Origin of the sequence: Promicromonospora iranensis (assembly GCF_028994775.1) — a bacterium.
Taxonomy (GTDB): Bacteria; Actinomycetota; Actinomycetes; order Actinomycetales; family Cellulomonadaceae; genus Promicromonospora; species Promicromonospora iranensis_A.
Map to the genome: position 1 here is coordinate 546,986 of NZ_JAJQMN010000001.1, position 22,840 is coordinate 569,825.

Below are 22,840 nucleotides of genomic sequence, written 5' to 3' on the forward strand. Positions count from 1 at the left end.
CTCGCATTCATCCTAGACCTCGGGAGCGCCCGTGCTCGGTCGCCTTGTCACCCACCGCCCCTGGCGGGTGCTCGTCTCCTCAGCCCTCGTCCTACTCGCGTCGTTCGCGGTAGCCGCCACCACCATCAGCTCCCTGTCCCTCAACCGCTACGAGGCCCCGGGCTCCGAGTCCGCCGTAGCCCGCGCGGCCCTGGCCGAGCGGTTCGGCACCGGCAGCCCCAACGTCGCGCTCCTGGTCTCGCCGGCCTCCGGCACGGTGGACGACGACGACGTGGTCACCCTGGGCCGCGAGCTCACCGACACGGTGGCCCGCTTCCCCGGCGTCGGGGACGCCTGGTCGTACTGGAGCCCAGCCGCACCCGACACCCTTGCCGGCGAGGACCGCCGGCAGGCACTCGTCCTGGCCTGGGTCCCCGGTGATGCCGACCACGTGCGCGGCGAGGTGCTGCCCGCCCTGGAATCGGACGTCGTCGAGCGGTTCGACGGCGCCCAGGTCGAGGTCACCCTCGGCGGCGGCGACGAGATCTTCCGCATCGTCGCCGGTCAGGCCCGCACCGACTTCCTGCGCGCCGAGCTCATCGTCGTGCCCCTGGTGCTGGCGCTCCTGTGGCTCGTCTACCGGCGGTTCGCGCCCGCCCTGGCCACGCTCGCCGTCGGCCTGTTCGCGGCGGCCGGCAGCCTCGCACTGATCCGGCTGGTGGTGACGTTCACCGAGGTGTCGACGTTCGCAGCCAACGTCTCGCTCGTGATGGGCATCGGCCTCGGCGTCGACTACAGCCTGTTCATGATCTACCGCTACCGCGAGGAGGTCGCCGCGGGCCACGACTCCACCGAGGCCGTCCGCCGGACGGTGGCCGGCGCGGGGCGCACCGTCCTGTTCAGCGGTCTGACCGTCGCCGCCGCGCTGGCCGTCCTGTTCGTGTTCCCGTTCCCGTTCCTGTCCTCGTTCGCCTACGCGGGGATCGCCGTGGTGCTCTGCGCGGTACTGGGCGCGACAGTGGCGCTCCCCGCGATCCTCCGCCTGGCCGGCCCCCGGATGCTGCGCCCGGCACGCGCGGACCGCATCGAGGACGGCTTCTGGTTCCGGGTGTCCGCCACGGTGATGCGCCGGCCGGTCGTGACCGGGGGCGCTGGCCTCCTGGTGCTGGTCCTGCTCGGTGCTCCCACGCTCGGACTGACCTTCGGCTCACCCGACGACCGCGTCCTCAACAACAGCGACCAGCCAGTGCGCGCGATGTACGACACGATCCGGGCCGACTTCGCAGCGGAGGAAGCCGACGCGCTCTTCGTCGTCGCACCGGACGCGTCGGATGCGAGGGCCGGCACCACCGAGCCCGGAGGAGCAAGCGCGGGCAGCACAGAGCCCGACACAGGGGCTGGGGACGTTCCGGACCAGGCCCTCCACGACTACGCCGCGTCCCTGTCGCAGATCTCGGGCGTCGCCCGGGTGGACTCGGCCGCCGGTGCGTTCGCAGCCGGTGAGCGGCTCGGTCCGGCGGGACCGTTCGGCGCCGACCGGTTCGACTCCGGCACCGCGACCCGGCTGTCCGTCCTGCCGACCAGCGATCGCCTCGCGAACGATCCCGTCGGCCTGGTCCGAGAAGTTCGCGGTGCCGACGCGCCGTTCGACGTCGTGGTGGGCGGATATCCGGCAGAGCTCGCCGACTACCGCGACGGCATCGTCGACCGCCTGCCGCTCGTGGGGGTGCTCATCCTCGCCGTGACGTTCGTCGTCCTGTTCGTGATGACCGGCAGCGTCATCGCACCGCTGACGGCGATCGTGCTCAACCTGCTCTCGCTCTCGGTCATGTTCGGCGTGGTGGTGTGGGGCTTCCAGGACGGGGCGCTGGCAGGGCTGCTCGGCTTCACGCCGACCGGTGTCGTGGAACCGAGCATCCTGCTGCTCATGTTCTGCATCGCCTACGGCCTGAGCATGGACTACGAGGTGTTCCTGCTGGCCCGCGTCCAGGAGGAGTACGCCCGCACCGGCGACGTGGTGGGGTCGGTGCCGGCGGGTATCGCACGCTCGGCACCCTTGGTCACCGCCGCCGCGCTCATCCTGGCCGCGTCGTTCGCGGTGTACGCGTCCAGCGAGGTGTCGTTCATGCAGCAGCTCGGCATCGGCATGGCACTCGCCGTGGCGGTCGATGCCACGCTGATCCGAGGTGTGCTGGTACCCGCCGCCCTGCGCCTCACCGGACGGGCGAGCTGGTGGTCGCCCGCCCCGCTACGCGCCCTGCACGACCGGTTCGGCTTTCGGGAGCACCCGGTGACTCCCGCAGCGGATGAGCAGCCGCCGCCCTCCGCCATACCCGCCCAGCACGCCCTCGAGAGGACACCCCGGTGACCGCCCTGAGCACAGCCCGTCTCGTCGCCGCCATCCTGGCCGCGGTGATGACCGTCTACTTCCTCGTCACGGACGCGGTCCGCGCCGACAACCCGTTCCTGGTGCCCGACCTGCTCCTGAGCGTCCTGCTGGTGGTCACCGCGAGCCTCCCGGCTCGCTGGGCGGCCCCGGCGCTCGTGTTCGCGTTCGGGCTGGCCGCCGGGGTGTGGACCGTCTCGCTGTCCCACTACGCCGTGCGGGGCGAGCTCGTCGACGGCCTCGACCACCTGCCCCTGATCGGTGCCTGCGTCATCCTGTCGTTGTTCCTCGTCCGCGGGCTCGTCCGCGGTCCGGCCGGCCGCCCGGTCGAGGCACCACGTAGTTCGAGTCCCGTGCGTCCGTGATCGCCGTGCGTCCCGGTGAACCGAGCAGGATCAGGGAACCCGCAGCTCCACGCCCGGTGCCGCCTGGGTGCCGTCGTGCAGCAGGCGCGCCTGCACCGCACCGGCCTCGGCCAGCGCGCGCCAGTGCTCACCGAGCCACTGCTCGGCGTCGTACTGCGCGGTGAAGACGGGCGTGACGGGCTCGCTCAGGCGGCGCCCCTCGCCGTCGTCCAGGGCCCACTCCCACTGCGGACGGATCACTCGTACCTCCCACTGGCTGTCGAGCCGGCCGAGCGGGTCAGTGCGCGGTTGATCCGCGACGCCCACAGCGGGCCCTCGTAGACGAATGACGTGTAACCCTGCGTCAGGTCGGCTCCGGCGCGCAGGTAGGCGCGGACGTCGTCGGCCCGGGTGATACCGCCCACGCCGATGATGACGGGGCCCGTACCGAGCCGCTCGCGGAGCCGGGCGACGACCTCGATGCCCCGGCCCAGCAGCGGCGGGCCGGACAGCCCGCCGGGGCCGCGGTCGTGGCCGATGGTCGTGTTGACGGCGACCACGCCGTCGAGCCCCAGCTCGAGCACGAGGTCGGCGACCGCGTCGATGTCGTCGTCCGCGAGGTCAGGGGCGATCTTCACGAGCAGCGGGATGCGCCGCCCGCCCGCCGCGGTGGCATTGGCCTCGTCGGCCGCGGCGCGCACCGCCTGCAGGATGGGGCGCAGCGACTCGGTCGCCTGCAGGTCGCGCAGGCCGGGCGTGTTCGGGGAGGAAACGTTGACGACGAGGTAGTCCGCCCAGGGAGCCAGCAGCCGGGCCGACGTCGCGTAGTCTGCGGCGGCCTCCTCGGGCGGCGTCACCTTCGTCTTGCCGATGTTGGCGCCCACCACTATCGCGCGGCCCGTGGCGGTACTGCGCAGCGCTCGCAGCCGGTCCGCGGCAGCTGCGGCGCCCTCGTTGTTGAAGCCCATCCGGTTGCGCACCCCGCGCACGTCCAGCTCGCGCCACATGCGCGGCTTCTCGTTGCCGGGCTGCGCGTGTGCGGTGACCGTGCCGATCTCGATGAACCCGAAGCCGAGCATGGTCAGGCCACGGACGGCTCGCGCGTTCTTGTCGAACCCGCCGGCCAGGCCGAACGGCGCGGGCACTACGCGGCCGAAGAGACGCACGCTCCCCGGTCCCCCGGAGCGCTGGCCGAGGTACGGGGCCACGGCACCCTGCACGACGTCACGCAGCACCGGCACCTTACCCGCCCGCTCGATCAGCGAGAACGCGAGCTCGTGCGCGCGTTCCGGGTCCATGCGACGGAAGGCGCTGTTGAACAACAACGAGTACGGCCAGCTCATGCAGTCCTCTCCTCGGACGTGCTGCGCGACGTCCGCCACAGCCACCACAACCCCACGAAAGGCAGGACAAGGGGCACGTAACCGTAGCCCTGGCCGAACCCCGACCAGACGGTCGACTCGCCGAACGCCTGCGCGTCGGCGAGCGACAGCGCCCCGACGGTCACGACGCCGACGGCCTCGATCCCGACGGTGATCCACGCGGTCAGGCGCCAGGCGGGGGTGCCGATCGCCAGCGCGAACGTCGCCAGAACATAGACGACGGCGGCGAGGGTCGACAGCGTGTACGCCACCGGCGCCTCGTCGAACTTCACGACCAGCTCGTAGGACGAGCGGCCGAGGGCGGCGAACGCCAGGATCCCGTACACGGTCACCAGGACGCGGCCGAAGCCCCGGCCGGTCCGCCGTCCGGCTGATCGCTGCTCCATCATGCTCCCGTCCAGATCTGCCACATGCGCCACTCGAGGAAGGCCACCGTCAGCGACGCGACGAGCAGCACCACCGAGCTCCATTTCGTGCGCTCGGCGAATGCCCACGCGGCGGCGACGGGCAGGATCACGAGGGTCGTGGCGTAGTAGCCCCAGAAGAGCAGCGGGTCGGCCGCGCCGGCGCCGTTGGCGCCCTGCACCACGGCGACGACGCCCTGCACCAGGACGAAGGCCTCGACGACGGCGCCGCCCCACAGCTGGTTCAGGATGACCGCGCGGTCGCGAGCCACGAACCAGCCGGCCCATCCGGCCAGGACCACGCAGAGCGCGACCACGAGGAGCAGGAGGGCAAGGATCACGTCCCGCAGACTACCGCTCAGCACCTGAGTGGCGGCAATCGGACCGTGCGTGACCTGCGCCTCCATCCGGCGCCCCGGCCCCCCGGACGGCCCAGCGGCTCGCACCGGGACCGCATCGGGACCGGCATCCGGACCGGCATCGGATCGCCCGAGGATCGCGCGTCAGGGGTGCGGGATACGATCGGCCTCGTGACCGACGTGACCCTCTCCAGCAAGAATCCCACCGCCGTGAAGGCCGAAGCGCTCGTGGTGGCGACCGCCCAGACGTCGGACGGCGTAGCCGTCGTGTCCGACCAGCTCCCCACGGACCTGCTGACGGAGCTCGAGTCGCTCGCGCCTCAGCTCGGCGTGACGGGTGCGCGTGACGAGGTCCGCAAGATCCCGGCCGGACCCAAGCTCGCCGCCGACGTCCTGGTCCTGACCGGCCTGGGCGAGCGCGCCGAGGACGGCACCTTCGCCACCGAGACCCTGCGCCGCGCCGCCGGCGCGGCGACCCGCGAGCTGGCAGGCCTCAAGTCCGCCGCGATCGCGCTGCCCGCGTCCGACGACGACGAGATCACCGCCGTCACCGAGGGCGCACTGCTGGGCGCGTACGCCTTCAACCGCTACCGCACCTCGGGCAAGGACGCCGCCGGCAAGGACGGGGCGAGCAAGGACGGGGCGAAGGCCGCCAAGAACGGCAAGGACCCGGTCGCCGCCATCGAGGTCCTGACGCCGCTGCACAAGAACGCCAAGGCGAAGGTCGCCGCCGAGCGGGCCGCCATCGTCGCCGCGGCCGTCCACGCCGCCCGCGACCTGGTCAACACGGCGCCGAACGAGCTGTACCCGGCCACGTTCGCCGACGCGGCCAAGGCCGCCGCCAAGGACGTGCGCCACGTCAAGGTGACCGTCCTGGACGACAAGCAGCTCGCGTCCGGTGGCTACGGCGGGCTCACGGCCGTCGGCCAGGGCTCGTCGCGCGGGCCGCGGCTCGTCAAGGTCGCCTACACCCCGGCCAAGCCGAACGGGAAGGTCGCCCTCGTCGGCAAGGGCATCACCTTCGACACCGGCGGCATCTCGATCAAGCCCGCCGCGGGCATGGAGGCCATGAAGTCCGACATGGCCGGCGCCGCCGCCGTCCTGTCCACGGTCGTCGCCGCCGCGAAGCTGAACCTGCCGCTCGCCGTCACCGGCTACCTCTGCCTCGCCGAGAACATGCCGGGCGGCAACGCTCAGCGTCCCGCCGACGTCATCACCATCTACGGCGGCAAGACCGTCGAGGTGCTGAACACCGACGCCGAGGGCCGCATCGTCATGGCCGACGGCCTGGTGTCCGCGGTCGAGGACGGCCACGACGTCGTGCTCGACATCGCCACCCTCACAGGCGCCCAGATGGTCGCGCTCGGCAACCGGACGTCCGCCGTCATGGGCACGGACGAGGTCCGCGACGAGGTCAAGGCCGCCGCCGACGCCACGGGCGAGCTGTTCTGGCCGATGCCCCTCCCGGAGGAGCTCATGTCGAACATCAAGTCCAAGGTGGCCGACGTCGCGAACTCGGGCCCGCGCTGGGGCGGCATGCTCAACGCCGGCCTGTTCCTGCGGACCTTCGTGGGCGACCACCCCTGGGCCCACCTGGACATCGCCGGTCCCGCCTTCAACGACGGCGGCGCCCACGGCTACACGCCCGGAGGCGGTACCGGCGTGGGTGTCCGCACCCTGCTGGGCTTCCTCGAGGGCCGCGCCGCGGCGCAGTAGACCGATCGTCGGTCGAGCTTGTGGGGGCCCGGCCTCGACAAGCTCGGCCAGCGAGGGTGCCTGCTACTTCGCCTTGCGCTGAGCGCTGTTCCAGTCCCGCATCCGCTGGGGGTAGCCGGTGAACCGGACGTTGTACACCGGCACCCCCAGCTGGTTCGCGATGTCGAACGCGGTGCGCTCGTCCGGGACCCGGCGGCGCGTCCACTCCCCCGTGGTCGCCACAAGCAGGATGGTGCTGGGGATGTCCGTGGTCGGTGGCTCCACATAGGCCTCGACGCCGACCCTCGACCCGATGAACTCGTTGAGGTGCGCCAGGGTCTGACGGCGTGCGTCGTTGCCGCTCGGGCGTGATCCGCTGCCGGACGACGAGGAACGCCGCTGGAAGAAACGCGCGAGCGAGCTACGGGACTGGCGGGGCATGCACCGAGAGTACTAGCGAGACCCGCGCTGTCCTAGGCATCTCCACGCCATTCCTGGAAACCCACAGGTCCTGTTCACTCCTGTTCACAGAGCCCCACAACCGCCCGGTGACGGCGCCTCCGGCCTGGCGCGAGGCCGGAGACCGGCCTGTCACAGCCCGGGTTGCCCGTCAATGTCGCCACGGTCACACCCGACAAGCCGGGTTCACAATTGGGGCCACGCCCGCTGAAGTGTCAAGATGGCATGCGGTGCTCACAATCTGCCCGCTGCCCGACCCGCGGTGCCAACACCCTGTCAACGAGGAGCCAGCACGTGCCTACGCCTGACAATCCGGCCACGTTCGACGTCGTCGTGCTCGGCGGGGGCAGCGGCGGTTACGCCACCGCGCTCCGGGCGGCACAGCTGGGTCTGAGCGTGGCTCTCGTCGAGGAGGACAAGCTCGGCGGCACCTGCCTGCACATGGGCTGCGTGCCCACCAAGGCCCTCCTCCATGCGGCCGAGGTGGCCGACGCCGCCACGCACGGCGCGCAGTTCGGCGTCCGCTCGACGCTGGACGGCATCGACATGCCCGGCGTCCTCGCCTACAAGGACTCCGTGGTCGCCGGCCTGTACAAGGGCCTGCAGGGGCTGATCGCCTCCAGGAAGATCACCGTCGCCGCGGGGCACGGCACGCTCGCGAGCCCTGGCGTCGTCGAGGTCACCTCCTCGGACGGCACTGCCACGCGGTACACGGGCACCCACGTGGTGCTCGCCACCGGTTCGTACGCCCGTAGCCTGCCGGGCCTGGAGCTCGGCGGCCGGGTCATCACGTCCGACGACGCACTCAAGCTGGACACCGTGCCGAAGTCGGTAGTGGTGCTCGGCGGCGGCGTGATCGGCGTCGAGTTCGCGAGCGTCTGGAAGTCGTTCGGCGCCGACGTGCAGATCGTCGAGGCGCTGCCTCACCTCGTGCCGAACGAGGACGTCGCGCTCTCCAAGGCGCTGGAGCGGGCGTTCCGCAAGCGTGGCATCAAGTTCTCCCTGGGCGAGCGTTTCGCCCAGGTCAAGCAGTCGGAGGACGGCGTACAGGTCGAGCTCGAGTCGGGCACGACCTTCGACGCGGAACTTCTGCTCGTCGCCGTCGGCCGTGGGCCACGCACCGCCGACCTCGGCTACGAGGCCGCCGGCGTCCGCCTCGACCGCGGCTTCGTCCAGGCCGACGAGCTGCTCCGCACCGGTGTCTCCACTCCCGCAGGTGGCCAGGTCTGGGCTGTCGGCGACATCGTGCCCGGCCTCCAGCTGGCCCACCGCGGGTTCGCCCAGGGCATCTTCGTGGCCGAGCAGATCGCCGGCCTCGCGCCCGTGACGATCGACGAGGCCACGATCCCGCGCGTCACCTACTGCGAGCCCGAGGTGGCTTCCGTCGGAGTCACCGAGGCGCGGGCCGCCGAGCTGTACGGCCCGGACCAGGTCGAGACCATCGAGTACAACCTCGCGGGCAACGGCAAGAGCAAGATCCTGGGCACCCAGGGTTTCGCGAAGCTCGTGCGCCGCAAGGACGGACCCGTGGTCGGCATGCACCTGATCGGCTCGCGTGTGGGCGAGCTGATCGGCGAGGGCCAGCTCATCGTGGGCTGGGAGGCGTTCCCTGAGGACGTCGCCTCGCTCGTCCACGCACATCCCACCCAGAACGAGGCACTCGGAGAGGCACACATGGCACTGGCCGGCAAGCCTCTGCACGCCCACAACTGACCAATAACGACAAAGGAGACCCCACAGGTCATGTCTGAGAACGTGCAGCTGCCGGCCCTCGGCGAATCCGTTACCGAGGGCACTGTCACCCGCTGGCTCAAGGCTGTCGGCGACGAGGTCGCCGTCGACGAGCCGCTGCTCGAGGTGTCGACCGACAAGGTCGACACCGAGATCCCGTCGCCCGTCGCAGGCGTCCTCGAGCAGATTCTCGTCCAGGAGGACGACACCGTCGAGGTCGGCGCCACCCTCGCCGTCATCGGCGACGGCTCCGGTTCCGGTGCCGCACCGGCCGCTCCCGCGGAGGAGCAGGCCGCCGCGGAGGCTCCTGAGCCGACGCCGGAGGCCGAGCCCGCCGAGGAGCCCGCTGCGGCCGCCCCTGCCGAGGCCCCCGCCGCCGAGTCTCCCGCTCCCGCGCCCGCCGCCGAGTCCCCGGCTCCGGCCGAGGCCCCGGCACCGTCCGGCGACAGCACCGAGGTCCCGCTGCCCGCGCTGGGTGAGTCGGTCACCGAGGGCACCGTGACGCGCTGGCTCAAGGAGGTCGGTGACGACGTCGCCGTCGACGAGCCGCTGCTCGAGGTGTCGACCGACAAGGTCGACACCGAGATCCCGTCGCCCGTCGCCGGCACCCTCCAGAAGATCCTGGTCCAGGAGGACGAGACCGTCGAGGTCGGCGCCGTCCTGGCGCTCGTCGGTTCCGGCGCTGCCGCTCCGGCCGCCGAGGCACCGGCTCCCGTCCCGGACCCGGCCGCGGACTCCCCGGAGCCCGCCAAGGCAGCCACCCCGGCTCCCGAGGAACCGGCAGCACCGGAGCCCACCCCGGCTCCGGCCGCCGAGGCCCCCGCGGCTCCGGCTGCTCCGGCTCAGGCGCCCGCCGCACCGGCGGCACCCGCCGCTCCCGCGCCCGCCGCTCCCGCTGCAGCACCGGCGTCGTCCGGTCGCACCATCGGCTCGTACCTGACGCCGCTCGTGCGCAAGCTCGCCGCGGAGAAGGGCGTCGACGTCAACGAGGTGCAGGGCACCGGCGTCGGTGGCCGCATCCGCAAGGAGGACGTGCTCGCCGCCGCGGAGGCCAAGGCCGCCCCGGCTCCGGCAGCAGCCGCAGCGCCCGCGGCAGCCAAGACGCCGTCTGCTCCGGTCAAGCTCGAGGTGTCGCCGCTGCGGGGCACCACCGAGAAGATGTCGCGCCTGCGCAAGATCGTCGCCCAGCGGATGCTCGAGGCGGTGCAGTCGCAGGCTCAGCTGACCACGGTCATGGAGGTCGACGTCACCCGCGTCGCGCAGCTCCGCGCCAAGGCCAAGGAGTCGTTCGCCGCGCGCGAGGGCGCCAAGCTGACGTTCCTGCCGTTCTTCACGCAGGCGGCCGTCGAGGCGCTCAAGGCCTACCCGAAGATCAATGCGACGATCGACACCGAGAAGGGTGAGATCACCTACCACGGCTCGGAGAACGTCGGGATCGCCGTCGACACCGAGCGTGGCCTCGTGGTCCCGGTCATCAAGAACGCCGGTGACCTGAACCTGGCCGGCATCGCGCGGCAGATCCAGGACCTGGGTGCCCGCACCCGGGCGAACAAGGTGACGCCGGACGAGCTGTCGGGCGGCACGTTCAACATCACCAACACGGGTTCGGGCGGGTCGCTCATCGACACCCCGATCGTCCCGCTGGGCCACGCCGCGATCCTCGGCACGGGCACCATCACGAAGCGCCCGGTCGTCGTGACCGACGCGGAGGGCAACGAGAGCATCGCCGTGCGTTCGATGGCGTACATCTTCCTCTCCTACGACCACCGCCTGGTCGACGGCGCGGACGCCGCCCGCTTCCTCACGGCCATCAAGAACCGGATCGAGGAGGGCGCGTTCGAGTCGGAGGTCGGTCTCTGACGCGAGCGTTCCTGTCGCGTAGCTAGCGGCGAGCAGTCGGCTGTGGCCGGTTCCGGGTTCGGAACCGGCCACAGCCGTCTTCGTGGTGGGTGGCCCCCGTGCCCGGCAGGTTAGATTCACGGCATGGACGTGGTGGTCGCTGGTTCGCACGGTCTCATCGGCTCCGCTCTGGTCGCGGACCTGGTCGCGCGCGGGGACAGCGTTCGACGGCTGGTACGCCGTGCCGCCGAACCGCCCGACGGCGCCGGTTCGTCCGGCTCAGCCAGACACCCGAGCACACCCACCGGAGGGGGCGCGCACGCAGCCGCCGGCACGGACGCCGTCCGCGACGTGCTGTGGGACCCGCGGACCGGTGAGCTCGACCCGGCAGCGCTGGAGGGTGCGGACGCCGTCGTGAACCTGGCCGGCACCGGGATCGGCGACCACCGCTGGACCCCCGCCTACAAGCAGACGCTCCTCGGCTCCCGCACCACCACGACGAGTCTGCTCGCCCGCACGATCGCCCGCCTGGACAGCCCGCCGGTACTGGTGAACGGCTCGGCGGTCGGGGCGTACGGCAGCCGCGGGGACGAGGTCCTCACCGAGGCGTCCGCGCGCGGGGACGACTTTCTCGCCGGTCTCGTCAAGGCCTGGGAGAACGCGACCACTCCCGCGTCGGAGGCCGGGGCGCGCGTCGTGTGGCTGCGCAGCGGCGTGGTGCTGGCACCGTCCGGCGGCGCGCTCGGCAAGCTGCTGCCCGTCCTGCGCCTCGGACTCGGCGGGCCGCTGGGCAGCGGCCGTCAATGGTGGAGCTGGATCACTCTCGCCGACGAGGTGGCGGCGATCCGCCACGTCATCGGCGCGGACGTCCGCGGGCCGGTGAATGCCGTCGCGCCCGAGCCGACGACGAACCGGGCGCTGACCCGAGCGCTTGCCCAAGCCTTGCACCGCCCCGCAGTGCTTCCGGTGCCCCGGTTCGCACTACGAATTGCCCTCGGGCAGTTCGCCGACGACCTCGTCGCCTCCCAGCGGGCCGTGCCCGGAGTCCTGGCCCGGACGGGCTTCGCGTGGACGCACGCGAACCCTCAGGACGCGGCCCGCTGGGTGGTGGAGAAGGCGAGCGAGGTCAGCGCACCTCGCTGACGCGCCAGCCCTGCGGGGTCCACACGAGGGTCAGGTCGGCCGACTCCTGCGATGCCGGCACCGCCGTCTCGCCGCTGTCGGACACCTGCATGTGTGCGGTGATCGTGTACTCGATCCGGACCACCGCCTCGATGGGCTTCTTCTTGTCGGCCTCCTGTTCGCCCTCGGCGGCGCCGTCCTCCGACCCCTCGGTCTGCGAGGCGGTGGTCGCGCTCTGCAGGGCGGACGCGGCGCCCGGCCCCATCGTCACGACCTCCATCGACTGGACGTCGGCCGACGCGCCGACCACCTGGGCCCCGGTCCGCTCGAGCTCGTCGAGGATCTTCTTGTCGGCCAGGTAGGCCGGCGAACCCTCCACGTTGACCGTGTCGATGTCCGACACGGCGCCCGCCAACAGCGCCAGCCGGCGCGACGTCAGCTCAGCTGCGGCACCCGCGGGGTCCTTGGCGTTCGCCACAGGGCTGATGCCACCCAGCCGAGGGGCGGAGGCCTCGGGCGACGGCGCGGCCGCGGCCGGCTCCTCGCCCCCGAAGACCTGGGGCATGGCCGTGACGCCCGCGGTGATCCCGGCGATGACGCCCGCCGCGATCATCGCGGTCGCGAACACCGAGACGGTGGTGGTCCGCGGCTCGGCGTCCTCCGCGGTGATACCGGACCGGGTCCGCCCACCGAGCGGCATCGTCGCCCGACGCCGTGCCTGGGCCACCCAGGCACGGCCGTCCACCACGGCGATCGACCCGGTCAGTGTCTTGGCCGCCGAGCGCCAGGGCGACGGCGTCTGCGCGCCGAGCGGCACGTGACCCGCGATGGGCACCGGGCCGCTGATCGCCGCCGAGATCAGCGCCGACCCCTCGGGGAGGCGCACCGGTGCGGGCTTCACGGCGTCGTGCGCGAGCGCTGCGAGGGTGCCGGGCTCCGGCCGGTCGCGCGGGTCCTCGGCGCGAGCCCGGGCCAGGACCGCACGCAGGGCCTCGTCGGCAGCGGAGTTCAGGCTCGGGCCGGGGAACCCCAGCACCGACTCCACGAGCGTGGCCAGCGACGTGACGTCGACCGGGTCGTCGCTGTGGTCCGGGAGCGTGACGCGGGGGCGGAGCATCGCGCTCCCGTCGGAGCGCAGCAGCACGTCCGTCGGCCGGACCCCGCCGTGGACCAGGCCCACGCTGTGCAGGGCCGCGAGCGCCTGTGCGATCGCGACGGTGACGCCTGCGCCCTCCGCGGGGGTCAGGGGACCCCGGGATCCGACGGCTGTGGGCAGATCGACAGCTCCCGTACGCGACAGCCGTACGTCCAGGTTGTCCGGACCGTTCGGGGAGATGGCGATGAGCGGCACCAGATTGGGGTGGTCCAGTGTCGCGAGAGTGTCTAGACGGCGCACCAGGAGAGCGCGCGCTGCGGCCTCCGTGGGGACGGCCACGCGGACCAGTTCCGCAGATTCGATGTAGTGCACTCGTTCATGAGAACTCTGCTTTTCGAAGTCCGCCCTTTATCCACAGGATTTGCTGAATCCGGAACGCTGTGGGTGAACCACCCGAATGCAGACTGCCACGGAGCGGTGCGCGCGACGGGCTCACACGTCGATGAGCCGGCCCTCCCTGGCGGACAGCCGGGCGGCGTCCAGCACCTCCGCGGTGCGGACGGCGTCCGCCGGGTCGACCGGGACCTCGGCCTCGCCGTCGAGCCATTCGGCGACCGCCGTGTAGAAGTCCTCGTGCCCGCCGCGCGGTCGGGGCACCGCCGTCCGCTCCCGGCCGCGCACGAGCCAGCCGTGGGTGCCTTCGGGCTGCTCGCCGTCGAGCACGTCGAAGGGTGAGGCGTCGGCCTCGAACGAGTTCACGAGGTAGGCGCCGCCGTCTCCCAGGACGCGGGTGCGCGGCCCGGGTGCGCCGACGAGGGAGCCGGCCCACAGCCGGGAGACCACGCCCTTGGCGGGAGGTTCGGCCCCGAAGAGGACGTCGGCACCGGCGGCCCGTCCAGGGACGACGCCGGGCTCGGTGCCGGGTGCCGCGTGGTGCAGCACGAGGAACACGTCGTCCTCGGTGGGCGTGGAGAGCGCGCGCGTCTCGGCGTACACGGCGACGACCGGCCCGAACAGCTGGGTCGCCGAGTCCACCAGGTGCGGGCCGAGGTCGAGCAGGAGCCCGCCGCCGACCGCGTCGTTCTCCTTCCACCGCTGCTGCGGCTTGGGGCGCCAGCGCTCCCAGTGCCGCTCGAAGGTGTGCACCGTGCCAAGGTCGCCGCGCTTCAGCAGGGCCGCGAGGGTCAGCTGTTCCGGGTCCCAGCGGCGGTTGTGGAACACCGTGAACGGCGTGCCCGACGACGACGCGGCGCTCAGCACCCGCCGGGCCTCCGCCGCGGTGGTCGCGATCGGCTTGTCCAGCACGAAGGGTTTGCCGGCCACCGACACGGCGTTCGCGTGCTCGGCGTGCAGGGACGAGGGGCTCGCGATGACGACGAGGTCGTAGAGCCCTGGCTCGGCGAGCATCGACGGCAGGTCCGTGAACAAGCGCGCCCCCGGCCAGTCGCCGGCGGCCTGCACGCGCCGTCCCGAGTCACGCGCGACGACGGCGGTCACCGTCATTCCCGCTGCTCGCGCCAGGCGGGCGTGAATTTGCCTGCCCGCACCCCCGTAGCCGACAATCCCGATCCGAAGAGCCATGGCCCCATCGTGCCTCGCGGGGCGCGGCAACGCGAGATCACTGGTCAGCGGGTTAACAGCCGTAACACGACTCTGGCAGACTGGGGCAAGAGGTACGTTTCGCACTTTCTTAGCGTGTCCGGCCAAGTGTGTCCGGACCACACCGGGCGACAGAATGATGAGGGGCTCGTGTCCGCCACAGCCAAGAAGTCCAGCCAGACCCGCAAGACCCTGCAGCTCGTACTCGTCGCGGTAGCGGCACTCGTACTCGCCGGCAACTTCGTCATCAAGTCCCTCGGTGACGACGTGGCCCCCGCCGAAGGCGCCGAGGGGTCGGCGCTCGCGACGCTCGACTCGCTCACGGTGCAGGACGCCGCCAGCAAGGACGGCTACGACCGCGAGGCGGACTTCGGCAGCGCCTGGCAGGACGTCGACGACAACGGCTGCGACACCCGCAACGACATGCTCCAGCGCGACCTCGAGGACATCGAGTTCTCCGCCGGCGACACGTGTGAGGTGGCGTCCGGGACCCTCGACGACCCGTACACGGGCGGGACCATCGCGTTCGAGCGTGGACCGAACTCCGGCGACGTGCAGATCGACCACGTGGTGGCCCTGATGAACGCCTGGACCACCGGCGCGGCGGACTGGAACAAGGAGAAGCGCGTGGAGATCGCGAACGACCCGCTCAACCTGGTCGCCTCCGACGGCCCCGCGAACATGAGCAAGGGCGCCAGGGACGCGTCCGAGTGGCTGCCCGACAACCAGGCCTACCACTGCGAGTACGTCGCCCGGCAGATCGCCGTCAAGGCCAAGTACGAGCTGTGGGTCACGCCCGCCGAGCACGACGCCATAGAGGACGTCCTGACGAGCTGCCCGGCGGAGCCGCTCCCGGCACCCTGACCCGGTGGCCTGCTGAACCGTGGTCAGCGAACGCTGGCCGTGGTTCCTGCGGACCGTGGACGTAAGGTGACAGGCATGGACATCCGCCACCTCACCGGGCACATCGAGTACCACGAGGGCTGGGACCTGCAGCGCCGCACCCACGAGTCCGTCCGCGCCGAGGAGCTGGCCGGCACGGTCTTCTTCCTCGAGCACGCCTCCGTCTACACGGCGGGCGCCCGCACCCATCGCGACGAGTACCCGACCGACGGTACCGAGGTCATCAAGGTGGACCGTGGCGGCAAGATCACCTGGCACGGGCCGGGCCAGATCGTGGCCTACCCGATCCTGAAGCTGGCCAAGCCGTTCGACGTCGTCGAGTACATCCGCACGCTGGAGCAGGCGGTGATCGACGTGTGCACGGAGCTCGGCCTGGAGACCATGCGCGTCGAGGGCCGCTCCGGGGTGTGGGTCGCCGCGGACTCCCCCGACAAGCCGAACCCGCGCCGGGAGCGCAAGGTCTGCGCCATCGGCGCGCGGGTCGCCAAGGGCGTCACCATGCACGGCCTCGCCCTGAACTGCGACTCGGACCTGGCCGCGTTCGAGCACATCGTGCCCTGCGGGATCGACGACGCCGACGTCACGTCGCTCACCGCCGAGCTCGGCCGCCAGGTCACCGTGGACGACGTCCGCCCCCTCCTGGAGGCGGCGCTCGTCGAGCGGCTCGCCCCGCTCCTGGCCCGGGGCGACGACCGGCCCGCTACGCCGTCCGCCGAGCCCGTCGTCCAGCCCGCCGTCCAGCCCGCCGTCGACGGCGGCGTCGTACCGGTCGCCGCACCCGCCGCGAAGGTCTCCGCGACCGCGTGACGAACGCCACTGCCGGGCCTGTGGGCGACCGCGCGAGCGCGGGCGCCCGAGGCATAGGCTGAGCGAACCCGCTGACCTGGGAGGGGAAACTGCGTGACCATCGCACCTGAAGGCCGACGTATGTTGCGCATCGAAGCGCGCAACTCGGCTACGCCCATCGAGAAGAAGCCCGACTGGATCAAGACCCGGGCGGTGATGGGTCCCGAGTACCGCGACATGAAATCTCTCGTCAAGGGCGAGGGCCTGCACACGGTGTGCGAGGAGGCCGGCTGTCCCAACATCTTCGAGTGCTGGGAGGACCGCGAGGCCACCTTCCTCATCGGCGGTGACCAGTGCACACGGCGCTGCGACTTCTGCCAGATCGACACGGGCAAGCCCGCCGACTTCGACAAGGACGAGCCGCGCCGCGTCGCGGAGTCCGTGCGGACGATGGGCCTGAAGTACTCGACGGTCACGGGTGTCGCCCGCGACGACCTGGCCGACGGCGGCGCCTGGCTCTACGCCGAGACAGTCCGCCAGATCCACGCGCTGAACCCGGGCACCGGCGTCGAGCTGCTGATCCCCGACTTCAACGCCATCCCCGAGCTGCTCGACATCGTCAACGAGTCGCGTCCCGAGGTGCTCGCGCACAACGTCGAGACCGTGCCGCGCATCTTCAAGCAGATTCGGCCCGCGTTCACGTACGAGCGGTCCCTCTCGGTGATCACCCGGGCCCGCGACGCCGGCCTCGTCACCAAGTCGAACCTGATCCTCGGCATGGGCGAGACCATCGACGAGGCCAAGCAGGCCCTCCAGGACCTGCACGACGCCGGTTGCGAGATCATCACGATCACGCAGTACCTCCGCCCCTCCCTGCGCCACCACCCGGTGGACCGCTGGGTGCGGCCCGAGGAGTTCGTGGACCTGTCCGAGACCGCGGAGCAGATCGGCTTCCTCGGCGTCATGGCAGGGCCGCTGGTGCGTTCGTCGTACCGCGCGGGCCGCCTGTGGGGTCAGGCCATGACCAAGCACGGCCGCCCGATTCCCGAGGCGCTCTCGCACCTCGCACAGCCCACCACCTCCCGGCAGGAGGCGGCGAGCCTGCTCGCTCGCTGATCTGGCACCCAGTCCACCCGCAGCGCACTAGAATTGACGACCATGGCCCGATCCTCGTCCGGGGGCGACGCTCGCAACGATGTAGCAGCGTCTGCCGCCAAGCAGAAGAAGCCCAAGAAGCGCCGCTGGTATCACCAGCTGTGGGACGTCTACAAGATGACCCGCAAGCAGAACCCGCTCGTCACCTGGTGGATGCTCGCAGCATTCGTCGGGGTCGTCGGGGTGGCGCTGCTGATCGGCGTGCTCGCCGGTCCGTGGGTCTATGCGCTGGTCATCGGCGTTCCCTTCGGCGTGCTGGCGGCCATGTTCGTGCTGTCGCGCAGCGCGGAGAAGGCGGCGTACACGCAGATCGCCGGCCAGCCCGGCGCCGCGCGTGCCGCACTCGGTACCGTCCGTGGCGGCTGGACCTTCGAGGACGAGCCCGTCGCGGTCGACGCGCGCAACCAGGACTTCGTGTTCCGCGGTGTCGGCAAGGCTGGTGTCGTGCTCGTCTCCGAGGGGCCGCCGCACCGCGTGGGGCGTCTCCTCGAGCAGGAGCGCAAGAAGGTCAGCCGCATCCTGTCCAACGTGCCGGTCACCCTCATCCAGTGCGGCGACGCCGAGGGCCAGGTCCCGCTCACCAAGGTCGCGCGCAGCGTCACCAAGCTCAAGTCGACCCTGACCCGCGCCGAGGTCACGGAGGTCAGCAAGCGTCTCAAGGCCATCGGCGGTATGAAGCTGCCGATCCCCAAGGGCATCGACCCGACGCGCGCCCGCCCCGACCGCAAGGGCATGCGCGGCCGCTGACCGGCCATCGCCGCCGTCCGGCAGCTTGCCAGAGCGGGCGGCTTGCCGGCCGGCCGTGGCGAAACATGGCAAGGGGGCGTCTTCCGTACGGAAGGCGCCCTCTTTGCGTTCTCTTCAACCGTCCGATGGACGGACGCCGCCAGGCCCGGCCATGTGAGTTCTGGCACTCTAAGGACCGCTGCCGGATCCTCGACCAGCACATCTCCCCGGGATTACACGGCCGAGAGCGCCGAGAAACATCCCGGCAACAATCAGTAACCAGAGAGAAACCACCTGCCCTTAGGTTCAAGGCGATCCGCGTGCGACCCTGCCCTGCTCGTCCGGCAAGGTCCGACGGACTCCCCCTGAACTTATCGAGCGAGCAAGGAGCGCAGATGTTCAAGAACGCCGAGGAGGCGATCGCCTTCACCCGCAACGAGGGGGTGGAGTTCGTCGACGTCCGGTTTATCGACCTGCCGGGTGTGACGCAGCACTTCAACATCCCGGTCGAGCAGTTCGACGAGGACGCCTTCAGCGAAGGCCTCATGTTCGACGGTTCGTCCATCCGCGGATTCCAGGCGATCCACGAGTCCGACATGAAGCTCGTGCCGGACATCACGACGGCGTTCATCGACCCGTTCCGCAAGGCCAAGACGCTGATCGTGAACTTCTCGATCGTCGACCCCTTCACGGGTGACGCCTACGCTCGCGACCCGCGCAACATCGCGGCCAAGGCCGAGGCGTACCTGAAGTCGACCGGCATCGCCGACACCGTCTTCTTCGGTGCCGAGGCCGAGTTCTACGTGTTCGACGACGTCCGCTTCAAGACGTCCGCCGAGGAGAGCTTCTACTCCATCGACTCCGTCGAGGCCGCGTGGAACACCGGCCGCGAGGAGGAGGGTGGCAACCTCGGGTACAAGACCCGCTTCAAGGGCGGCTACTTCCCGACGTCGCCGAGCGACCGTTTCGCCGACCTGCGTGACGACATGGTCAAGACGCTCGGCCAGGTCGGCCTCTCCGTCGAGCGTGCGCACCACGAGGTGGGCACCGCCGGCCAGCAGGAGATCAACTACAAGTTCAACTCCCTGCTGCACGCCGCCGACGACCTGATGAAGTTCAAGTACGTCATCAAGAACGTCGCGTTCGAGGCCGGCAAGTCGGCCACGTTCATGCCGAAGCCGGTCTTCGGTGACAACGGCTCGGGCATGCATTCGCACCAGTCGCTCTGGAAGAACGGCGAGCCGCTGTTCTACGACGAGAAGGGCTACGGCGGCCTGTCCGACCTCGCCCGCTGGTACATCGGTGGCCTGCTCAAGCACGCGCCGTCGCTGCTGGCCTTCACCAACCCGTCGGTGAACTCGTACCACCGCCTGGTCCCGGGCTTCGAGGCTCCCGTGAACCTCGTCTACTCGGCTCGTAACCGTTCCGCCTCGATCCGTATCCCGATCACGGGTACGTCGCCGAAGGCGAAGCGCATCGAGTTCCGCGCGCCGGACCCGTCGTCGAACCCGTACCTGGCGTTCTCCGCGATGCTGATGGCCGGCCTGGACGGCATCAAGAACCGCATCGAGCCCCCGGCACCGGTCGACAAGGACCTGTACGAGCTGCCCCCGGAGGAGCACGCTCAGATCGCTCAGGTCCCGACGTCGCTCGGTGGCGTGCTCGACGCGCTCGAGGCCGACCACGAGTACCTGACCGCCGGTGACGTGTTCACCGAGGACCTGATCGAGACCTGGATCGCGTACAAGCGCGAGAACGAGATCGACCCGATCCGCCTGCGGCCGCACCCGCACGAGTTCGAGCTCTACTACGACATCTGATCCCGTGGCCCGCTAGGGCCTCGCGTCTGTCGCCAGAACGGCGGCCGGCCTGCGCATTCGTCCTCGGACGTCGGCGCGGTGCCGGCCGCCGTTCTGCTGCGACCCCGGTCGCCCCGGCGGCCAGGTCAGGGCCGGGCCGGCGTCCGACGTCGGAAGTAGGCGACGGTCAGCACCGCGAGCAGCGGGCCCCACGCCAGCAACGGCACGTAGCAGACCAGCAGGACCACCTTCTGTAGAACAGTCGGGAAGAGGTAGTCGAAACCGCCGCTGACCGTCCCCCTCAACATGTTGACGGTGGCGAACGTCCAGAGAACGGTGAGCGCGGTCGCCCCGAGCGCCGCGGGGACCGTCGCGGCGAGCCGGTGGATCGGCCGTCCGCCGACGAGGGGTAGCCAGCCCGGCACTACCTCGCCCCACCGCTGGACCAGCCCGAGCGACAGCAGTGCCAGCACCTCGGCGACGAGCGAGAGTCCGACGATCTGGACACGTTCGGAGAACGGAAGTGCGATCGCCGTGTTCGCGACCGGCAGCCCGGCCACCAGAGCGATCCGCCACAGGCCGGACGGGAGCGTGATCAGCGCCAGGAAGTGCGCCAGCCGGCGTGCGACCGGCGTGACGCCCGCGGCAGGTAGCAGCAGCGATTTCGTTGAAAGGCTCATACCGTCGAGCCTGCTCGAAACGGGTGCCTGGAGGATCACCCGCCCGCGTGAGTCCGCTCCCCCGATCGGGTGACCGCCGCAACCGGGCAGGATGCCGGATCTCTGCTGGCCCGGGACACGCGATCGCCCCACGATGCAGTGATGACGACATCTGCCGCACCGCATCCGACGTCCTCGACACCGACCGTCCGAGCCCTCACGATGAACGTCTTCGGGCCCGGCAATCCCAGCTGGGACCGACGGCAGCCACTGATCGGGGAGGCGATCCGCGCCCTCGGCCCTGACATCGTCGCGCTCCAGGAAGTGCCGGTCGACGCACCGGAGGTCCTGGAGCGCCTGTTCGGCCCGGGCTACCACCTCACCCACTTCTCCCGCCCGTCCGACGACGGCGTCGCGGGCACCCTGGCCACCCGCTGGCCACACCGGCTGGTCGCCGAGATCGACCTCCGCGTCAGCGAACGCAGCCGGGGGTATCTGCCCTGGTGCGCCGCCGTGCTCGTCGAGCTGGACACGCCTGTCGGCCCCCTGCTCGTGACGCACCACAAGCCGAGCTGGCCCCTCCCGTTCGAGCGGGAACGAGAGGAGCAGGCGGTGCTCGTCGCGCAGGCGATCGAGGAGCACCTCGCCGACCGCGACATGCATGCCCTGGTGCTCGGCGACTTCGACGCCACTCCCGACGCAGCGAGCATGCGGTTCTGGCGCGGGCGACAGCCGGTGCGGCAGCTGAGCGTCTGCTATCAGGACGCCTGGGAGTACGCGCACCCGGGCGAGCCGGGGCACACGTTCGAGCTGGCCAACCCCCTGGTGCGCGACGGGGAGTTCACCACGGCAGCGTCCCGGAGGATCGACTACGTCCTGGTCCGCAGCGGGCTGCGCGGCCCGACATTGCGGGTGACCGACTGCCGGCGGGTGCTGGACCGGCCCGTCGGCGGGGTCTGGGCCAGCGACCACTACGGCGTCGTCGTCGATCTGGCAGCGCCGCGGAACTGACCGTGCGCTGTCGTCGGCCGCCCCGGTCAGTACGCCACGGTGCAGTGCCTGACGCCGCCAGGGTTCTCGACCTCGTCCAGCACGGCGACGGAAAGGTCCTCGGCCAAGATCCGGGATCGGCCCGCTTCGTCGACCAGCAGCGTCGTGGTGCCACGGCGGTAGGCGCCGGGACGAACATCTCGTCGTCGATGACCAGCTTCTCGTCTCGACCTCGGCGGTGCCGTTCCCGGCGTCCCGGCGCGAGACGGCGACGACGTCGTGCCCCCACGCCCACGTCTCATCGACCACGCGACTGCCGACCATGCCGGTTGCCCCGAAGACCACGATCCTCATCGCACGACCTCCAGCGGCTGGATGCCTGCCGACGCCGACGCCGGCCCCGAAGCCACCCGAGCCGCCTGCTGCCCCCGGGACGGGAGCTGCCCGGCGAGCGCACCGCCGCCAGCGCCAGCGCGAACCCGGCGACCTGGAGGCCCGACAGCTCCTCGCCGAGCAACCCGACGCCGACCGCGGCCGCGACCAGCGGCGAGAGCGGGGCGAGGAACGCGACGGAGGTGACCGGGAGCCGTCCGATGCCGCGGAACCAGAGCACGTAGGCGATGAGGCCGCCCACCAGCCCGAGCCAGAGGTAGCCGAGGGTGGCCCGTCCGTCGATCGCGGGCGGCGCACCCTCGGCGAGGAAGGTGACCGGGACGAGGAACAGCCCGCCCGCTGTCAGCTGCCAGCCCGCGGCCGAGACCGGGCCGACGCCGTCGGGACGCCCCCAGCGCTTGGTCAGCGTGACGCCGAGCGCCATCGAGACAGCACCGGCGAGCCCGGCCAGAACGCCTCCCGCGTCGAGCCTGGCTCCGGGACCCAGCACGACAAGGCCGACGCCGGCGACGCCCGCGACGCCCCACGCGACCCGGCGCACGGTCAGGCGCTCACGGAGCACCGGCACGGCAAGGAGGGCGACGGCCAAGGAGCCCACCGCGCCGAGCGTGGCGGCGACTCCGCCGGGTAGCCGCTCGGCAGAGATGAAGAGCATCGGGAAGAAGAGGCCGATGTTGAGGATCCCGAGCACTGCACTCTTCCACCACCACGCACCGTGGGGCAGGGCGCGCCGGGCCGCCGGGCCGGTCCGGCCAGCACGTGTCCTGCTGAGCAGCGCGCCGATCACCACGGCGGCGAGACCCGCGGGCAGCGCACGCGCGAGCCCGGCGAACAGCGGGTGTCCGACCGGGAGCATCTCGGTGGTGACGAAGTAGGTGGTGCCCCAGACCATCGGGGCGAGGGCCGTGACGGCTGTGAGTGCCGCGACTGCGGTGAGGGCCGCCGTGCGGCGCTCCCCGTGACCTCGCCGGAGCATCGTGGTGTTCATGCGTGCCAGTCTTCGGCCGCGGGCAGCCATGAGTCCAACACATCCT

The 22,840-nt window shown here is 71.3% G+C and carries 21 protein-coding genes; 12 read left to right on the plus strand and 9 right to left on the minus strand.

Going from position 1 to position 22,840, the window contains the following annotated elements; all coding sequences use genetic code 11:
• Window positions 1–31: 31 nt before the first annotated feature.
• Together LUU90_RS02475 and LUU90_RS02480 are read left to right on the plus strand one after the other, a co-directional pair.
• A complete protein-coding gene (locus tag LUU90_RS02475; RefSeq protein WP_275001658.1) occupies window positions 32–2,347 on the plus strand; it encodes an MMPL family transporter in 2,316 nt (771 codons plus the stop codon).
• Window positions 2,344–2,730 carry a hypothetical protein gene (locus LUU90_RS02480; RefSeq protein ID WP_275001659.1) on the plus strand — a complete coding sequence of 129 codons (387 nt, stop codon included), beginning with the start codon at window positions 2,344–2,346 and terminating at the stop codon, window positions 2,728–2,730. Before LUU90_RS02475 ends, LUU90_RS02480 begins: the two co-directional genes overlap by 4 nt.
• Before the next feature lie 30 nt (window positions 2,731–2,760).
• Here the strand turns inward: LUU90_RS02480 and LUU90_RS02485 are convergent, their stop codons facing one another.
• Genes LUU90_RS02485 through LUU90_RS02500 form a run of 4 tightly spaced genes read right to left on the minus strand, consistent with a single transcriptional unit; the run spans window position 2,761 to window position 4,836 of the window.
• Entirely contained in the window at window positions 2,761–2,970 is a 210-nt protein-coding gene (locus LUU90_RS02485) for a hypothetical protein (protein WP_275001660.1), read from the minus strand.
• Window positions 2,967–4,052, minus strand: coding sequence for a quinone-dependent dihydroorotate dehydrogenase (locus LUU90_RS02490; RefSeq protein WP_275001661.1), 1,086 nt, complete (start codon window positions 4,050–4,052; stop codon window positions 2,967–2,969). Before LUU90_RS02490 ends, LUU90_RS02485 begins: the two co-directional genes overlap by 4 nt.
• Window positions 4,049–4,477 (minus strand): hypothetical protein, encoded by a 429-nt coding sequence (locus LUU90_RS02495; protein WP_275001662.1) that lies wholly within the window; start codon window positions 4,475–4,477, stop codon window positions 4,049–4,051. Before LUU90_RS02495 ends, LUU90_RS02490 begins: the two co-directional genes overlap by 4 nt.
• Window positions 4,477–4,836 carry a hypothetical protein gene (locus tag LUU90_RS02500; RefSeq protein ID WP_275001663.1) on the minus strand — a complete coding sequence of 120 codons (360 nt, stop codon included), beginning with the start codon at window positions 4,834–4,836 and terminating at the stop codon, window positions 4,477–4,479. The genes LUU90_RS02495 and LUU90_RS02500 overlap by 1 nt, the downstream gene beginning before the upstream one ends.
• A 189-nt stretch (window positions 4,837–5,025) precedes the next feature.
• Here LUU90_RS02500 and LUU90_RS02505 point away from each other — a divergent pair, with 189 nt between their 5' ends.
• Entirely contained in the window at window positions 5,026–6,570 is a 1,545-nt protein-coding gene (locus tag LUU90_RS02505) for a leucyl aminopeptidase (RefSeq protein ID WP_275001664.1), read from the plus strand.
• Window positions 6,571–6,633: 63 nt separating this feature from the next.
• On the opposite strand, the gene LUU90_RS02510 is transcribed toward LUU90_RS02505, so the two are convergent.
• Window positions 6,634–6,990: an oxidoreductase gene (locus LUU90_RS02510; RefSeq protein WP_275001665.1), complete on the minus strand. Its 357-nt coding sequence runs from the start codon at window positions 6,988–6,990 to the stop codon at window positions 6,634–6,636.
• Between the two features lie 312 nt (window positions 6,991–7,302).
• Between LUU90_RS02510 and lpdA the strand changes: the two genes are divergently transcribed.
• From lpdA to LUU90_RS02525, 3 genes are all read left to right on the plus strand, one after another.
• A complete protein-coding gene (gene lpdA / locus LUU90_RS02515) occupies window positions 7,303–8,721 on the plus strand; it encodes a dihydrolipoyl dehydrogenase (protein WP_275001666.1) in 1,419 nt (472 codons plus the stop codon).
• Between the two features lie 30 nt (window positions 8,722–8,751).
• Entirely contained in the window at window positions 8,752–10,599 is a 1,848-nt protein-coding gene (gene sucB, locus LUU90_RS02520) for a 2-oxoglutarate dehydrogenase, E2 component, dihydrolipoamide succinyltransferase (protein ID WP_275001667.1), read from the plus strand.
• Window positions 10,600–10,722: 123 nt separating this feature from the next.
• Entirely contained in the window at window positions 10,723–11,721 is a 999-nt protein-coding gene (locus LUU90_RS02525) for a TIGR01777 family oxidoreductase (RefSeq protein WP_275001668.1), read from the plus strand.
• Here LUU90_RS02525 and LUU90_RS02530 read toward each other — a convergent pair.
• Together LUU90_RS02530 and LUU90_RS02535 are read right to left on the minus strand one after the other, a co-directional pair.
• Window positions 11,705–13,168, minus strand: coding sequence for a hypothetical protein (locus LUU90_RS02530; RefSeq protein ID WP_275001669.1), 1,464 nt, complete (start codon window positions 13,166–13,168; stop codon window positions 11,705–11,707). The genes LUU90_RS02525 and LUU90_RS02530 overlap by 17 nt on opposite strands.
• Window positions 13,169–13,288: 120 nt before the next feature.
• Complete coding sequence (locus LUU90_RS02535) at window positions 13,289–14,377, minus strand: Gfo/Idh/MocA family oxidoreductase (RefSeq protein WP_275001670.1); 1,089 nt, start codon at window positions 14,375–14,377, stop codon at window positions 13,289–13,291.
• Between the two features lie 168 nt (window positions 14,378–14,545).
• On the opposite strand from LUU90_RS02535, the gene LUU90_RS02540 reads away from it, so the two are divergent.
• The 5 genes from LUU90_RS02540 to glnA all read left to right on the plus strand — a co-directional run bounded on the left by LUU90_RS02540 (window position 14,546) and on the right by glnA (window position 19,785).
• Window positions 14,546–15,259, plus strand: coding sequence for an HNH endonuclease family protein (locus tag LUU90_RS02540; protein ID WP_275001671.1), 714 nt, complete (start codon window positions 14,546–14,548; stop codon window positions 15,257–15,259).
• Between the two features lie 75 nt (window positions 15,260–15,334).
• Window positions 15,335–16,105, plus strand: a complete 771-nt coding sequence (gene lipB, locus LUU90_RS02545) for a lipoyl(octanoyl) transferase LipB (RefSeq protein ID WP_275001672.1) — start codon at window positions 15,335–15,337, stop codon at window positions 16,103–16,105.
• 93 nt (window positions 16,106–16,198) lie between these two features.
• Window positions 16,199–17,200, plus strand: coding sequence for a lipoyl synthase (lipA, locus tag LUU90_RS02550; protein WP_275001673.1), 1,002 nt, complete (start codon window positions 16,199–16,201; stop codon window positions 17,198–17,200).
• Between the two features lie 42 nt (window positions 17,201–17,242).
• Window positions 17,243–17,986 (plus strand): DUF4191 domain-containing protein, encoded by a 744-nt coding sequence (locus LUU90_RS02555; protein WP_275001674.1) that lies wholly within the window; start codon window positions 17,243–17,245, stop codon window positions 17,984–17,986.
• A gap of 374 nt (window positions 17,987–18,360) precedes the next feature.
• Window positions 18,361–19,785, plus strand: coding sequence for a type I glutamate--ammonia ligase (glnA, locus tag LUU90_RS02560; protein WP_275001675.1), 1,425 nt, complete (start codon window positions 18,361–18,363; stop codon window positions 19,783–19,785).
• A gap of 125 nt (window positions 19,786–19,910) precedes the next feature.
• Here glnA and LUU90_RS02565 read toward each other — a convergent pair whose 3' ends face one another.
• On the minus strand, window positions 19,911–20,444 hold the full coding sequence (locus tag LUU90_RS02565) for a hypothetical protein (RefSeq protein WP_275001676.1): 534 nt from the start codon (window positions 20,442–20,444) through the stop codon (window positions 19,911–19,913).
• Window positions 20,445–20,585: 141 nt separating this feature from the next.
• Between LUU90_RS02565 and LUU90_RS02570 the strand changes: the two genes are divergently transcribed.
• A complete protein-coding gene (locus LUU90_RS02570; protein WP_275001677.1) occupies window positions 20,586–21,434 on the plus strand; it encodes an endonuclease/exonuclease/phosphatase family protein in 849 nt (282 codons plus the stop codon).
• A 277-nt stretch (window positions 21,435–21,711) separates the two neighbouring features.
• On the opposite strand, the gene LUU90_RS02575 is transcribed toward LUU90_RS02570, so the two are convergent.
• Window positions 21,712–22,794, minus strand: coding sequence for an EamA family transporter (locus LUU90_RS02575; RefSeq protein ID WP_275001678.1), 1,083 nt, complete (start codon window positions 22,792–22,794; stop codon window positions 21,712–21,714).
• Window positions 22,795–22,840: the final 46 nt, after the last annotated feature.

Coding starts and splice junctions, on each gene's coding strand:
- LUU90_RS02490 (WP_275001661.1), bottom strand. CDS start 4,052: ATGAGCTGGCCGTACTCGTTGTTGTTCAACAGCGCCTTCCGTCGCATG.
- LUU90_RS02495 (WP_275001662.1), bottom strand. CDS start 4,477: ATGGAGCAGCGATCAGCCGGACGGCGGACCGGCCGGGGCTTCGGCCGC.
- LUU90_RS02510 (WP_275001665.1), bottom strand. CDS start 6,990: ATGCCCCGCCAGTCCCGTAGCTCGCTCGCGCGTTTCTTCCAGCGGCGT.
- sucB (WP_275001667.1), top strand. CDS start 8,752: ATGTCTGAGAACGTGCAGCTGCCGGCCCTCGGCGAATCCGTTACCGAG.
- LUU90_RS02525 (WP_275001668.1), top strand. CDS start 10,723: ATGGACGTGGTGGTCGCTGGTTCGCACGGTCTCATCGGCTCCGCTCTG.
- LUU90_RS02535 (WP_275001670.1), bottom strand. CDS start 14,377: ATGGCTCTTCGGATCGGGATTGTCGGCTACGGGGGTGCGGGCAGGCAA.
- lipB (WP_275001672.1), top strand. CDS start 15,335: ATGGACATCCGCCACCTCACCGGGCACATCGAGTACCACGAGGGCTGG.
- LUU90_RS02555 (WP_275001674.1), top strand. CDS start 17,243: ATGGCCCGATCCTCGTCCGGGGGCGACGCTCGCAACGATGTAGCAGCG.
- glnA (WP_275001675.1), top strand. CDS start 18,361: ATGTTCAAGAACGCCGAGGAGGCGATCGCCTTCACCCGCAACGAGGGG.
- LUU90_RS02565 (WP_275001676.1), bottom strand. CDS start 20,444: ATGAGCCTTTCAACGAAATCGCTGCTGCTACCTGCCGCGGGCGTCACG.
- LUU90_RS02570 (WP_275001677.1), top strand. CDS start 20,586: ATGACGACATCTGCCGCACCGCATCCGACGTCCTCGACACCGACCGTC.
- LUU90_RS02575 (WP_275001678.1), bottom strand. CDS start 22,794: ATGAACACCACGATGCTCCGGCGAGGTCACGGGGAGCGCCGCACGGCG.